The sequence below is a fragment of the Rhodopirellula sp. SH410 genome, from assembly GCF_055811895.1.
The window spans coordinates 386,327-400,029 of sequence record NZ_CM147949.1; the positions used below are offsets into that span (position 1 = coordinate 386,327).

Annotated in this window: 11 protein-coding genes; 4 read left to right on the forward strand and 7 right to left on the reverse strand. The window is 55.3% G+C overall.

Going from position 1 to position 13,703, the window contains the following annotated elements:
- Nucleotides 1-193: 193 nt before the first annotated feature.
- From SH410x_RS01450 to SH410x_RS01465, 4 genes are all read right to left on the reverse strand, one after another.
- Entirely contained in the window at nucleotides 194-616 is a 423-nt protein-coding gene (locus SH410x_RS01450) for a hypothetical protein (protein WP_473674010.1), read from the reverse strand.
- Nucleotides 606-1,673 (reverse strand): RHS repeat-associated core domain-containing protein, encoded by a 1,068-nt coding sequence (locus tag SH410x_RS01455; protein WP_473674012.1) that lies wholly within the window; start codon nucleotides 1,671-1,673, stop codon nucleotides 606-608. The genes SH410x_RS01450 and SH410x_RS01455 overlap by 11 nt, the downstream gene beginning before the upstream one ends.
- Nucleotides 1,663-2,754 (reverse strand): IS630 family transposase, encoded by a 1,092-nt coding sequence (locus SH410x_RS01460; RefSeq protein ID WP_473668492.1) that lies wholly within the window; start codon nucleotides 2,752-2,754, stop codon nucleotides 1,663-1,665. The genes SH410x_RS01455 and SH410x_RS01460 overlap by 11 nt, the downstream gene beginning before the upstream one ends.
- Nucleotides 2,755-2,838: 84 nt before the next feature.
- Nucleotides 2,839-3,285 carry a hypothetical protein gene (locus SH410x_RS01465; protein ID WP_473674014.1) on the reverse strand — a complete coding sequence of 149 codons (447 nt, stop codon included), beginning with the start codon at nucleotides 3,283-3,285 and terminating at the stop codon, nucleotides 2,839-2,841.
- A 460-nt stretch (nucleotides 3,286-3,745) separates the two neighbouring features.
- On the opposite strand from SH410x_RS01465, the gene SH410x_RS01470 reads away from it, so the two are divergent.
- The 4 genes from SH410x_RS01470 (at nucleotide 3,746) to SH410x_RS01485 (ending at nucleotide 7,006) form a co-directional block, all read left to right on the forward strand.
- On the forward strand, nucleotides 3,746-4,309 hold the full coding sequence (locus SH410x_RS01470) for a hypothetical protein (protein ID WP_473670638.1): 564 nt from the start codon (nucleotides 3,746-3,748) through the stop codon (nucleotides 4,307-4,309).
- 248 nt (nucleotides 4,310-4,557) lie between these two features.
- A complete protein-coding gene (locus SH410x_RS01475; RefSeq protein ID WP_473670640.1) occupies nucleotides 4,558-5,775 on the forward strand; it encodes a DDE-type integrase/transposase/recombinase in 1,218 nt (405 codons plus the stop codon).
- 60 nt (nucleotides 5,776-5,835) lie between these two features.
- Entirely contained in the window at nucleotides 5,836-6,639 is an 804-nt protein-coding gene (locus SH410x_RS01480; protein ID WP_473670642.1) for an AAA family ATPase, read from the forward strand.
- Nucleotides 6,640-6,685: 46 nt separating this feature from the next.
- A complete protein-coding gene (locus SH410x_RS01485) occupies nucleotides 6,686-7,006 on the forward strand; it encodes a hypothetical protein (protein ID WP_473670643.1) in 321 nt (106 codons plus the stop codon).
- A gap of 250 nt (nucleotides 7,007-7,256) precedes the next feature.
- Here the strand turns inward: SH410x_RS01485 and SH410x_RS01490 are convergent, their stop codons facing one another.
- From SH410x_RS01490 to SH410x_RS01500, 3 genes are read right to left on the reverse strand one after another with little or no spacing between them, the layout of a single operon-like run.
- Entirely contained in the window at nucleotides 7,257-10,181 is a 2,925-nt protein-coding gene (locus tag SH410x_RS01490; RefSeq protein ID WP_473674016.1) for an RHS repeat domain-containing protein, read from the reverse strand.
- On the reverse strand, nucleotides 10,181-10,474 hold the full coding sequence (locus SH410x_RS01495; RefSeq protein WP_473674018.1) for a hypothetical protein: 294 nt from the start codon (nucleotides 10,472-10,474) through the stop codon (nucleotides 10,181-10,183). Before SH410x_RS01495 ends, SH410x_RS01490 begins: the two co-directional genes overlap by 1 nt.
- A 51-nt stretch (nucleotides 10,475-10,525) precedes the next feature.
- Nucleotides 10,526-13,636 (reverse strand): type I restriction endonuclease subunit R, encoded by a 3,111-nt coding sequence (locus SH410x_RS01500; protein WP_473674020.1) that lies wholly within the window; start codon nucleotides 13,634-13,636, stop codon nucleotides 10,526-10,528.
- Between the last annotated feature and the right edge of the window lie 67 nt (nucleotides 13,637-13,703).

The window sequence follows — 13,703 nt, forward strand, 5'->3', positions numbered from 1 at the left end:
GACTGAAAAGTGGGTGGCCCTCTTTCTTTCACTACAGTCTCAATTCGGCCAAAAATGCGACATCAAAAAGGCCGGTAACAACTCACCTCACTTGGCTTTGCACTCGGAAAACTCAACCAAATCATCATTACCCTGAAGAGCGGCAAGTCAACACCTGAAAAGGAGCTATGTCCCCATGATTCTCACTGCTTTTTCAGTTATTGGCGTGCGTCCCCTTCTCTCCCCGCCCAAACCAGCAGATTGTCGATGGAAGACTCAATGAGACGATCACACCGACCGCTAAAAGCCCAAGCGTCGAACACAAAATTATCGCTAGAACGAAGTCATTGTCTCCATCACGTACGGCAGCTACTGAAATTGATGCAACACTCAGACTCAAGATAACGCCCCAAACCAATCCAAGCACTCGGGAAGAAGCTTCTCCACGCTCAATGCGACGTGAGATTGAGACACCGCCTATACCAAGTAGCAAGGTCACAACACCTGGAATCAAAATGTGGAAGCCTACAAAAATCCCCGTTGCAACCATTCCCAAGGAGAACAGCAGCAACAGTGAACCACCAACCGCCAACAATGTTGACGCACTCCGCACACCCAGGGGAGGATCAGTGTTCATCACTGACTTTTCCCGATGCAACTATTCCAACATCACCGACAAGATATGTCCCATTATCGGTGATTAGATTGTACACCTTTGGAACGACACGCTTTGGTTGTTCTCGATCCAACGAGACGCTCACTGTGCCTCCATCTTTAGTCAAATCAAAAGTCCGCAGAGTAACCATATGGGAAAGAACCCAATTTGCGCCGTCGAAAAGCGGGTGGCCATCGGTAACTTCGATGGAACTATTATTGCCCAACAGCAACGTGTTCAACTCAAAGTCCTGATCTTCGTGAATCAAAACTTCAACGACCAGGGTGAGCTCAATCTTTTCTTTCTCAACATCGAATGCCAAGACCTTATCGCCTTCGTTGACTGACTCGATATTTACTGCACCGTCGCTGGTCCAGACAACCGTGCCAGCTGCGAAACAAGGAAACATAGACTTTGGAAACACGACAGGTGGCTGCGGATTTGTTGCCTTTTCAGGATCGACCATCGCTTGAGCGCAAAAAGCTTGTTCAACCTGCCAAGCGGCATTTTCACAATCGGCTTGCCCGTCTGCATCGTTTGGATAACTCGCCGCACAGCCACTCTTTCGGGCATTGTAGGCATCAACGCATAAATCTCCGGCGCATTGCGGCCACTTATAGCACTTCGACCATGTTGGAACACATGCATCATGCTTCTTGCACGCCTCGTCCAACGCGTCGATTGGCGGGCCATTCTGCCCATTCAAGCTGAAGCCACAATAATTTCCATAGCCCCAGCCGAAGAATAGGCCTGTGGGATCAAGTTGGCCTAGCGGATCACTGCCAACGTACTGATACAAATTCGTGCGTTGCCGTTGAACATCTTCGTCGATGCTCATCAATCGACCACGCCCGAATTTCAACCGGTCAAAACGAACTAACGCATCCTTCGGGTCAATCGGATCTCTGGAGCTAAACCGACCCAGTTGAGCGTCGTACCACCGATTCCTGAAGTAATACAGCCCGGCATCCGGCGTCCACTCCCGGCTAGTGTACGTGTAGTGAACGGCGTAAGCACGTCGGGTGAATTTATTCGGCATAATTAAAAAGCGTAGGCATATACGACACTTCTCCAAACTCATTGAGTGTTTTCGTAAGTGTGTTTAGCAGTGTACTGAAGCGCTCCCAGGCGCCAGCGGGGAGCAGTTGGTACTTGAGTTTTTTCCAAAGCATTTCAATTGCATTCAGCTCTGGACTGTATGGCGGCAGATGGTAGATGTAGAGTCCTTTCTCTGCCCAGTCTTCCATGCGAGTTTGAAATGCTCCGCTCGTGTGGACTGAGGCATTGTCAAGGACCACAACAGTTGGACCGTCGATTGTTTGGCAATAATCATCGAAAATTGCAATCACCATTTCGCTGTTCACGTAGCCTTTGTGGAGATAGGTGTGGGTTTCACCGTCTTGACCCTGAAACCCAATCGCTTGAACGTTGCTGCCGTGTGCCCCGGTTACGGGTATTTCGTAGCGTCGACCGATCGGTTGCCATCCGTAGGGAACAACTCCTTTGAGCGAGAAACCCGCCTCGTCAAAGTAAACAACGTTCAAATCCGGTTCTTCGAGAAACTCGGCTAGCTCTTCCTTGGCCAATTGAAATTTCTTTTCATCCCGTTTTTGCCGCAAACTTCGACGATAACGTTTCCAACTCAGCCGAAACCGCCTCGCGTATTCTCGCAGAGTGGGTCGCTTGATTTCCTTGCCGGTTTTTTCTTTCAGCTCTTTCAGCACCTTGGCTGGTCGATTCGGGTATTTTCGAAGTAGTCGCCGGAGAGTTTGCTGCTCTGAGGCGTTGAGTATCGGCGGCGCACCGGGATGCTCGGAGTCTTCAAGTGCGTCGGGGCCGCCTTCTGAAAATCTGTCAATCCAACTGGATACCGAATCTCGATCCACGCCAAAGATATCGACAAGGGAACTTATTTCGTACTGTTGGTCGCTGAGTAAGATTGCGTGCGCACGAACTCGCGTATAGTGGCAATGATGACTTTTCCACATTTCCGTCAGTTGCTGTTTTTGCTCGACTGAGCCAATTTGTGCGAATTTTGTAGAGGGGCGTGCCATTTGAATCTCCCGGTTCGTGAAACAGGGAGAAACATGATGCTTCGCATAATCTCGACCATCGAGCATTTGCTAGCAAATCAGAAAGGATTCCCAACTCAACATGGGTGCAAAAAGCTTGCCAGTTATACCGAAATACTTACCCAGATGTGCTTAGCTGCTAACCGCACGCGGCGTGAAGTTAGCCTCGAAGACGCTCAGGTTACCGTACGGGTCGTACTCGTAGCGTTCTTGCACGCTACCTGAATCACTCACCACCGCCGTCGTGTTCCAGTTCGCATCGGCCAGGTAATACAGTCGCTCGGTCAAGAGTCCTCCCGACGGCGAGATGTCACGGTCGCGGAGTACGAGATCATCAATGTATCGCATCCCCCACACGTATTGTCGATGTGGCGTGTTGGAGGTGTCGACGTGTTCCTCCACGCACTGCCAGGCGTCGGTGAAGTAGTACTCACGCGTCCGAGCGAGGGTTCCCGAGGTGTACTCTTTGGCAGCGATCCGGAAGTTGCGGCCGTCGAACTGATTTTCCAGTAGCACGTTTGAACTGGAGTCGTCGACCAGCTTCGTCATCCGGTTCCACGCGTCGAACGTCGCCGTCATGGTGGCGTTGGTTCCAAGATCAGGTCGTGGGTTCGTTGTCGTGTTACCGTTCCTGTCGTAAACGGGAGTCGCCCAAATGTCGCTCGGCGTGTTGCTGATGTCGGTGATCTCGTTGACTTCGTTCGCAGTACGAGTTTGATTGAAATCCCAGGTGCCGTCGCCGTTCTTATCTGTTACCGACCTCGCTCTGATCGCATTTTACGGTCTTTTCCTGCCGAATTGTTGTCGTAGTCACGGACTGTTCTTACACCGGTAATTCGGTAGGCAGCAGCCCGCCGCCCGCAGACCAGAGCCTTGCCCCCCGCGCCTCGCAACCCGCCCCCTTCAACTAAATCGTACCCCGCCTCTCCCCTCGCCCCCCGACTCACTTTTCAGGCAGTCGGTTCGCGATCATTCGAATCCCTGACTCGACCAACTATCCTGCTGGACTTTTCTACTTCAAGTTCAAAAGCCAGCGCCCGTGCGAGCCAGAATCTTCCGCTCTCAAGCAGAACGTGATGAGTTCCTGCTGGAGCTCAAGCTCACCCAGTGCCCCCACTGCAAGAAAGTCGGCGCACTCAATCGCCATGGGTCCTTGCGCGGATACGACGAGAACAACTTCCGCCACAAATCTATCCGGGCACGAAGGGTCTTCTGTAGCAACCGAAATCAAGCCGCCGGATGTGGACGCACCTTCAGCGTGTGGATTGCTGACAAAGTCAAACGACTCTTTCTCAGTGCAGAGCAACTCTGGGCATTCCTCAACCAGGCCGCCGCGACCGGCAACAAACGCAAGGCATTCAAAAAGCTCAATAGCAGCATGAGCGATTCGGCACCCTATCGAATTTGGAAACGATTGCAAGATGCACAATCCGCGATTCGGACCGCACTGTCGACCATGTGCCTGCCGCCAAAAATCGATAGCTCACAGCCCAGCAACACGCCCGCTGAGAGCACACTCGCTCATCTGATCAAAGCCTTCGCTGGCCACACGCTCAATCCCATCGCCGCCTTCCAGCTCACACTGCAGACCTTCTTCATCTGACACGCTGCGGCCGCACCTCAGCAGGCCGATTCGGTCCGTGATCACACGGCAACCTGTCGATCCTGGCCAGCATCGTCTGCCTCGGATGGTCGATTTGCCATCGTAGCTCACGCTTGCGAAATTCTTTTTTCTGCTCGACAACACAACCCAACGATAGATCCACCGCCGACCGCACTTAGACTCGCCTGCGAATCGATTTCATGAATCGATTTCGTTCAATCAAAAGTCAAAAACCAGCGGAGCGGTCCATGAAACGACCATCGATCTACGTCAAAATGAAAGTCCTCGGAGCGATCGAAGTCGCCCCCGGAAAAACACGTCACGAGAGAATCCACAACGTCGCGGCGATGACGTTCCTGGACGACCAAGGAGACCCACACCAGTTCACCTGGCGGACCATCCAAACGTGGTACTACCGCTACAAAAACGACGGCATCACCGGCATGAATGCTTCACCGCGAGCCGACAAAGGCAAGCCACGCAAGGTCACGCCCGAAGAAGTTCTCGAAGCGATCAACACCGCGCTGCCGCACTTTGTATCTGCGAAAACGGGGCACAAGAGGACGCCCACCAAGTCAGCCGTCTATCGGTTCTGCATTGAAAAGGGACTCCTGCACGCTAGCCAGATCGCTCTGACCACGTTCTGCCGCTTCGTCCGTGAGTACGAATTACTCAAGGACGATCCAGGCGAAAATCGACGCCGACTCGCCTTCAGCATGCAGTACGCCAACCAACTTTGGCAGGCCGATACCATGTTCGGACCGCACATCGGTGGCCGGCAAGCCAAGCTGATTGGCCTGATCGATGACGCCAGTCGTGTGCTCTGTCATGGCGAATTCTTCTTCGAAGAGAACACCGATTCGATGATCAAGGCGCTTCGCTCGGCCTTCTACAAACGAGGCTTGCCCGAACAGCTATACGTTGACAACGGCTCGATCTACTGCAGCCAAGAGATCACGCTGATCTGCGCCCGCGTGGGCTGCATCCTTCGTCACACCGCCGTTCGAGACGCCGCCGCGAAAGGGAAAATCGAACGCTTCTTTCGTCGCGTGCGTGATCAATTTCTAATCCGCAAACTCGACCTCTCCTCGATCGACGCTCTCAACAAACAGTTCACTCACTGGGTCGAACACGACTACAACGCCACTGTACACACGACCCTCGGTATGAAGCCGATTGATCGCTTTGGTGTGGATCTTTCTCGGATCCGATTTCTCTCGCCATCGGAGGATACCGACGAGTTGTTCTACGCCGAGGCGACTCGCAGTGTCAAAAAGGACAACACGTTCAGCTTCCAAGGCGAGCGTTACGAAACTCCGATCGACTTGCGTGGCAAGAAGGTCACGCTGCGGCATGAGCGACATCACCAAGGTGTGGTCGTCGTCTACGAAAACGATCGACGCATCGGCAAGGCCCGGTTGCTCGATGCCGTCGCCAACGGCATGAAACGCCATAAAGACTCATAAATGCCCGGCAGCCAATCCACCGTGATCCAACTCCTTCTTTTTCCAAAAGTCCACCTCACCATGATCCGTTCTTACTTCGGCTTGTCCGAAAATCCCTTCGCGCTACGCGACATCCAACTACTACAACATCAGCAGGAAATCCATGACACGCTCCGAGTCCACAGCCAACAAGGCGGCCTATGTCTGGTCGTCGGCAGACCCGGCACCGGCAAATCCGTGATCAAAGAATCGCTCAAACGACTTCCCGAGAAAGAGTACTTGGTCGCCACGGTTGCACGCACACTGCACACCTATACCAATACAGTAAAAATCCTCTGTGAAGCGTTTCGGATTGAGTTTGAAAGCTCGGCGTTCAAGTGCGAACGCAAGCTGATCCAGCAAGCCTTCAGCCTCAATCGCAGTGGCAAGATGCTCGTCACGGTGATCGACGATGCCCATCTGATGGCGATGGATAACCTTCGCCGACTACGACTCCTCTTGGAAGATTTCCCGAAGAATCACAACCTGATTCTGGTCGGCCAGCCGGAGTTGCTCGCCGATCTGGACTTGGCGGTCAACCTGGATTTGAAAAGCCGGGTGACGTATTCGGTGATCACCAAGCGGTTGCACGACGATGTGATGCGCGCGTTTATCGAACGTGAACTCGATTCGATCGGTCTAGCGCACAGCACGTTCACTGCTGGAGCAACGGAGTTGATTATCCGCTCTGCCGATGGAGTGTTGCGCAAGTGCCGCAACCTGTGCTTAGCGTCGATGCTCGAAGCGGTCCGAGCCGCCGCTGGAACGACGATCGATATCGACTTGGTCAATCGCGTGTTGCTTCAACCGCACTGGCAAAACGAAGTCGACCTAACAGATTTTTAAGACCCAAAAATGCTCCCTCCCCTCCCTCTAACTCCAGGCTTCTGTTATGAAGATGACGAACGACTTACTCCGCGCGATCCGCAACGATCTACCGATGAAACTGACGATCGTTCGGCTCGGCCAGCACGGTCCGATAGCGAAACAAAGCGACGGCTACTTCCGTTTCCAATGCCCATCGTGCAAAGAACTTCGAGCGACCGTGAACCCGAAGAACAATCTCGCTCATTGTTTTAGCTGCGGCCAGAACTACAACAACATCGATCTGATGATGACGCAGGGCCACGACTTCTTGCCGGCGGTCGACATCCTGAGCAACTGGCTTGTGCAATACCAAAGCGACCTCGGCCAAAGAAAGTCTTCGGCCTAATCAGTCAATCGCATCGGCCCCCAGCCAAAGCTCTTTCAATCAGTGCGACCGCTTTGCCCAAGCGATCGCACTTTTTTAATGCGCTGAGCACACACGGCTCCGAGCACACACGGCTCCGAGCACAACAGGTTCGAGCACAACAGGTTCGAGCACAACAGGTTCGAGCCTCGACTCGGTCGCTCCTATCGCACAGCCCCGAAACACGCTCTCCAGAATTCTCAACAATTCGGCAAAAGGACCATTTCGGGCTTCAAATCCCTACAGTCACAATTCGGCAAAAAGTGCGACCGCAATTCGGTCGGTAACACTTATCCTGACGGAATTCTTTCCAGTTACCCGTCGGATCGAGCGTCCAGCATTGGGCGGAGTCGAGCGAAGTGATCGCGGTGTGCGTGACATTGAGCTGGCCACGTTGAGCGGACTGCAGGCGGTTGAGTCCGTCGTATGCGTACAGCCAGTCGTGTTCCCGATTGGGATCCGACGGGTTTTCTCGCCACGTGCGGTTACTGGCCCGGTCGTAGCCGTATTCAATTCGGGATAGATCGGTGCCTGCCGAGACATCTCGCCAGCGAACGTCTTTTACCCGACCGAAGCGATCCAGACCGCTGTAGATGTCGCCAGTGTCTGGGTCGGTCGACAGGGTTGGCGAGATCAGCGTGTAACGGAGATCGGCCTGCGTGCTGTCCTGTTGGACGAAGGTGCCAAAACCCAGGTATTCGTAGGCAGCCAAGACGGTGGAATCATCATCGATCAGGCTGGACACCTGGTTCAGTTTATCGGTGATCGAGCCACTGCTGCCGTAGTCGAGCGTGACTTCTCGCCCGTTGGGATAGAGCGTGGCGGTGGGACGCAGCACGTTCCCGCTGCCATCGGTGTACGACCGTCCCACGCTGGGTGTCGAGGCGGGGTTGACCGCGCCGCTGTGCGACTGGAACGTTTTCGTCACTTGTCCGAACCCATCGAACTGCCGGGTGATTTGATTCTCGATCGATCCGCTGCCGACCGACGGGTTATTATAACAGGTCACCGCCGAGACATTCCCGCGAACGTCGTAGGTTTGCTCCACGCGGCGGATCGTTCCGTCGACGCCTGCACCTAAGGTCGTGACTCGGTCTTGCGTCTGACGACCGAGGGCATCGAAGTCGTACTGGCGGGTCGTACCGTTTTGGTCGGTGAGACTGGTCCGCTGCGACTGGCGGTTATACGTGTAGCTGACGCTATCGGACGTGCCGGTTGAATCCGGGTAGATCTCACGACGAAGCAGGCTGCTCGAGGCGATCGCGCTGTCTGAAAGCGTGGTGCCGTAGATGTACTGCGTCACCTGATTGCCGGTGGAGGCGTTGACGGCGGTGAGTGTTTTGAGATCACCATCGGGTGTGTAGGTGAACTGCACGGTTTGGTTTTGATCATCCGATGCTGTGCAAGCAGTGCCGGTGCTCGAACTGGCCGGAGGATCGACGACGTTATCGATCGTCTCGATTTGACGACTGGCGGCATCGTAAATGGTCCGCGAAATCTTGCCGGCAGGGTCGATACTGTCGCGCAGTCGACCCGCGTTATCGTAGACTTGCCGGGAGACCAGGATCGTATCGCTGCTGGCGGGAATTGTGGCCGAACGGGTCAGGGCGGTGCCACCGTTGGTTCCATACTCAGCCGAGGCGATCATGCGGCCCACGGCGTCCGGGTAGCTCGCTGAGTACTGAACACGTGCATTCGGCGTCGCCGAGGGCGAGCCCAACTCACCGGTCTGGGCGGCCGAAGCATTGTGGTAGCGCTGCCGTGTGGTGGATTGGATCGAGTTTCCCGCATCGTCGTAAGCCATGTCCGTTTGCGAGAGGATCACGTCGCCGGTGACGTTCAAGGCGTCGGCATAGGTCGTGTCGTTGCCATAGCCGGTATACGAGTGGACCATCCAGCCCGTGCTGTCGAAGACCTGTTTGGTAAAGCGGCTCGAACCTCCCGGCATGGATTTGACCGGGTTGCCGACCGCATCGAACCAGGTATTGCTGGTGATCGGGTTGCCGAGCGTGCCCGTGTTGGGATCGACTGCATAGCCGGTGGACTGGTAAACCCGTCCCAGGTTGTCGTACTTGGTCGCATTTCGAGAGACCAGATTACCGCTGGCGGAAGTATCGTAGCGGTCGGACTGGATCACCCGGTTCAGGTTGTCATAGGTAACTCGCAGGAAGAGATCGAGCTCCCCGTTGGTGTCTACCCGGCGGTTGCGCCAGTCGTAGGTGAACGCGGTGGTGCGGGTGTTGACGCCATCGACGTAAGCGATCTGGCTGGTCAGGTTGTTGTCGCCCCCGTCATGGCCATGATCGAAGACAGAGCCGCTGAGCTGGACCATGTTGTTGCCCGAGGCACCGCCGCCGGTCGGGTCCGAGTCAGTGGCCCCAGTATCGTTGGTGCCCACGAAGATCGCGATGACGTTGTCGCGAACGTCATAAACACGTTGGCTGATCGTGCCGCCGGGGGAAATCTGCAGGTTCTGCCGCTTCTGGCTATCGTAGCCGTAGGTTGTCTGGTCGTAGTTGGTCCCACTGGTTCCTTCGCCGGAGGCCGGGATGGTGTGATAGGCGCGCATCGAAGAGACGTGGCAGCAGTCGGTGTATTGCCAAGTGGTCCAGCTCGTGAACGACGCTTGCGAGAACGTATCGGTGGGCTGCAGACGGCCCGAGGTTGATCCACGCGGCACTTGGATCTGCTCCAGAATATTCCCGCGTGCATCCCGTTGCTGGATATTGCCCGGGTTGATCAGCGTGTAGGTGTAAGCAGGTGCCGTTCCGGTGGCGTAGCCGCTGGCGGTCCAGGTCGCGTGCTCAGCATCTTTGTAAACCGTCCAGTGGGCACGTCGCACCGCAGTAGCCGTGCCGCCGATGTCGATGGTGTGAACAGGACCCAGTTGCTGGGTCGTGCGTCCCCGTGAATCGATCTCGTAATCAGAAATCAAGTGTTTTCCACCGCCGCTCGGTGTGCTCCAGCCCGCTGGCACGCCGGAGAGCAACGAGGTGTCGGCATCGTCAATTTGCTGCAGCATCGCTCCGAGAACTTGATCGTAGAGCATTCGCGTGATGAACCCGCGGGCGTCCATGGACCACGTCAGGTTACCCCGTTCGTCATAAAACTGCTTTTGAGTGGTCGGGGTATTGGGACCGTTCTGGGCTGTTGTCACTACTGGCAGCGTGACCGTTCGCTGCTTGACTTGGACCGTGTCGGCGTACCACTGGTAACCCCATTGCACTCGAAGACAACGTCATAGCCAGATGCGTCGATCTCCGACCGCAGCACTTCCACGGTCATGCCGAAGCGATAATAGACTTCCTGCAGAAGTTCGGAAATGAAAACGTGTTCCACCAGTTGCTCAAAGAATGACGACTTCAGGAACGTATCAGCGTGAGACGTGGGGCGTGTCAAAAACTGGGGCGGAGGCCGGTGCTGTGGGTTGGAAGGGTCTTCAGGTTGCATGGGAACTCCAGTGTGTTCGGCTTTCTCTTGTTCTATCGGTTCTTGTCAGGCTTACGCTCCGATCGCCCGGGATTTGAGTTTTTCGTACAGTCCCAGTTGATTCAGCATCAGACCTTTCAGGCTTTCGCGGATCTCGGCTGAGTTCAATGCTTTGCTGCTCAGGTCGACCTGCACATCCATCGCATCGATGATCGCATTCATAATCTCGTTGGTCAGATCTGGCGAGTTCGCGAATTGTTCTTTGGAGTTGCTGACTGCCTGTTGCTGTAGGACCGTTGACTCCAGGATCTTCTCATTAAGTGTCGTCGCGTGAGACAACTGGTCGCCGTCGGTCGTGTCTGTTCCGTAGATCTCATTCAGTTTGGAAATGATCTCGGTCAGATAGGCCGTCTGTTTTTCGCGGACCGTACCGCTGCCGATTTCTGTCAGTGGGTTCAGCTTGGGGGCGTCTTTGTCGGACAGCCCGAGATTCTGCTTGCCGTGATGGCTAAGTTTGTGGTGAGTGAGTGTGACTTCCGACAAATCCACGCCTTCCCGTTCGCGACCAAACTTCAATAGCCGGACCAAGTGCTTGAAGAAGATGGCCCGCTTCTCGAAGTCCGTGTTGCCATAGTCAAAGATCTGCGACAGAAACGTGTAGGCCCGCAGATACGTCGAGATGTCGCCACGAAACAGAATCAACGCATCCATCGCGTCCTTGGCCGCCTGGATCGCTTTCTCGTCCTTGTGTTCGACGGCTTCCGCATGAGCCGTCTTGGCCGCAGAAAACCGATTCAGCAATCGACCGGCAACCGGCGTGATCGCCGCCTCCAGTTGTTTCTGTTTCGAATTCGGATCGAGCACCACTGCGACGACGCGGTCAATTTCGTATTCGTCGTAGTAACCCAACGCATCCAGCTTCGTCCGCAGGTCGAGGATGATGTTGGGGTCGGTGGCGTCCGAAAGCTGGGCGGTCGTGAAATACGTTTTGAACGCATCGAGGACTTCCCCAGGTTCATTCACGAAGTCGAGCACGTAAGTATCTTCCTTGCCGGGATAACACCGGTTGAGCCGGGACAGAGTCTGCACGGCCTGAATCCCGGCCAGTCGCTTATCGACGTACATGCCGCACAGCAGTGGCTGATCGAATCCGGTCTGGAATTTGTTGGCGACCAACAGAATCTGGAATTGGTCATCCTTGAAAGCCTCAGCGATGTTGCGACCCTTCAGGTCCGAATTTAACGCCGTGCTGGTTTCCTTGAATGGTTCCGGGCCTGATTCCTTGTCGTTCACTTCGCCAGAAAACGCGACGAGAGTTTGCAGCGGGTAGCCTTTCTCCTTGATGTACTTGTTGATCGCCAATTGCCACCGAACCGCTTCCAGTCGGCTGCTGGTCACCACCATCGCTTTGGCTCGGCCTTCCAACAACGGAGCGACGGTTTCGCGGAAGTGCTCGACGACGATCTGGACTTTCTGGGCAATGTTGTAGGGGTGCAGCCGGACCCAATTCATCAGGCCCTTCACGGCGGTGCTGTGTTCGACTTCGGTGTCGTCGAATTCCTTGCCCGCGTTGGCCAGTTTGAATGCCAGCTTGTAGGTCGTGTAATTCTTCAGCACGTCCAGGATGAATCCTTCTTCGATCGCCTGCCGCATCGAATAGACATGGAATGGGGCGGGGAGATTGTCTTCGGTCGGTGGTTGCGTGGGATCAGGGCGACGACCGAACAGTTCCAGCGTCTTCGCTTTCGGAGTAGCGGTGAAGGCGACATAGGTGATCCCGGTATCAGCGGCACGGGAGGCCATTTGTGCGGTCAGGATGTCCTCGCTGCTGATTGCCCCGCCGTCTTCGAGTTCCTGTTGTTCTTCGGCAGACAGCAACATCTTCAGTTTCGACGCCGCTTCGCCAGTCTGCGAGCTGTGGGCTTCATCCGCGATCACGGCAAATCGTTTGTCCTGCGTCGCGGCCAGTTCACGCACGGCCTGCAACGCAAACGGGAATGTCTGGATCGTGCAGACGACAATCTTCTTGTCACCGGACAAAGCATCAGCCAGCTCGGCACTCTTGCTGCCCTGGTCGCCTTTGATAATCGCCACGACACCGGCAGTTCTTTCAAACCCACGAATGGCATCCTGAAGCTGTCCGTCGATCACCCGGCGGTCCGAAACCACCAGCACGGTATCGAAGACCTTCTTGTCATTGGCATCGTGCAGATCAGCCAGAAAGTGAGCGGACCACGCGATCGAATTGGTCTTGCCGGAGCCTGCCGAATGCTGGATCAGGTATTTCTCTCCAGCACCTTCGGCCAAGACAGCCTGCTGGAGTTTGCGGGTGGCATCGAGCTGGTGGTAGCGAGGAAAGATCAGCTTTGTGATCTGCTTCTTCTCGTCCTTTTCAGCCACCATGTAGCGACCGAGGATTTCCAGCCAGCCGTCACGGTCCCAAACCTGTTCCCAGAGATACGAGGTGCGGTAGCCATCAGGATTGAGCGGATTGCCAGACGCTCCGTGGTCGCCCAAATCAAACGGCAGGAAGTGGGTACCGAAGCCAGCCAGCTTGGTCGTCATCTTCACCCGGCTGCTGCTGACGGCGAAATGCACCAGAGCACCCGAAGGAAACGACAACAGCGGTTCCGCCGCCTGACCTTTGGGCTGCGGGTTGCGATCCTTCTTGTACTGGTAGACCGCGTCGTCGATGCTTTGGGTGTTGTCGGTCTTCAGCTCGACAGTGGCCACCGGAATCCCGTTCAGGAACAGCACTAGGTCAATGTTGTTCTCGTTGTGCAGCGAGTAACGCACCTGGCGAACAACTCGCAGTCGGTTGGCGGCGTACCGCTTCATGATGTCCGGGTTCATCGCCAACGCCGGTTTGAACTGAGCCATCCGCAGCGGCTTGCGAAGCCCCAGCACATCGAACCCATTGCGGATGACGTGCAGGGTTTCGCTCTTGTCGAGCGTGTCGCGAAGCCGTTTCAAGAGGATGGCTTCGACAGAGGCACCATGGTTCATTGCCAGCGTCGCCCACGCATCGGGATCGGTTACTTGCACCCAGGCCAAAACATCGGCAGGAAACAGAGCGAGCTTGCGATCGTAGTCGGCAGCGTCTTTTTCTGCGTACAACCAGCCGTGTGCCGCGAGGTGATCGCAGATGTCGTTTTCGAAGTTGATCTCGTTGTGGAGGCTCATCGACGCTCCAATTTTGAATCTCGTATTGCGTCAATCAAACCGCACTCACTTTCCTGAAACACCAATT

Excerpts from the sequence above, each read along its gene's own strand:
- SH410x_RS01480 (WP_473670642.1), top strand. The coding sequence starts at position 5,836 with ATGATCCGTTCTTACTTCGGCTTGTCCGAAAATCCCTTCGCGCTACGC.
- SH410x_RS01455 (WP_473674012.1), bottom strand. The coding sequence starts at position 1,673 with ATGCCGAATAAATTCACCCGACGTGCTTACGCCGTTCACTACACGTAC.
- SH410x_RS01450 (WP_473674010.1), bottom strand. The coding sequence starts at position 616 with ATGAACACTGATCCTCCCCTGGGTGTGCGGAGTGCGTCAACATTGTTG.
- SH410x_RS01500 (WP_473674020.1), bottom strand. The coding sequence starts at position 13,636 with ATGAGCCTCCACAACGAGATCAACTTCGAAAACGACATCTGCGATCAC.
- SH410x_RS01465 (WP_473674014.1), bottom strand. The coding sequence starts at position 3,285 with ATGACGGCGACGTTCGACGCGTGGAACCGGATGACGAAGCTGGTCGAC.
- SH410x_RS01495 (WP_473674018.1), bottom strand. The coding sequence starts at position 10,474 with ATGCAACCTGAAGACCCTTCCAACCCACAGCACCGGCCTCCGCCCCAG.
- SH410x_RS01485 (WP_473670643.1), top strand. The coding sequence starts at position 6,686 with ATGAAGATGACGAACGACTTACTCCGCGCGATCCGCAACGATCTACCG.
- SH410x_RS01475 (WP_473670640.1), top strand. The coding sequence starts at position 4,558 with ATGAAACGACCATCGATCTACGTCAAAATGAAAGTCCTCGGAGCGATC.
- SH410x_RS01460 (WP_473668492.1), bottom strand. The coding sequence starts at position 2,754 with ATGCTCGATGGTCGAGATTATGCGAAGCATCATGTTTCTCCCTGTTTC.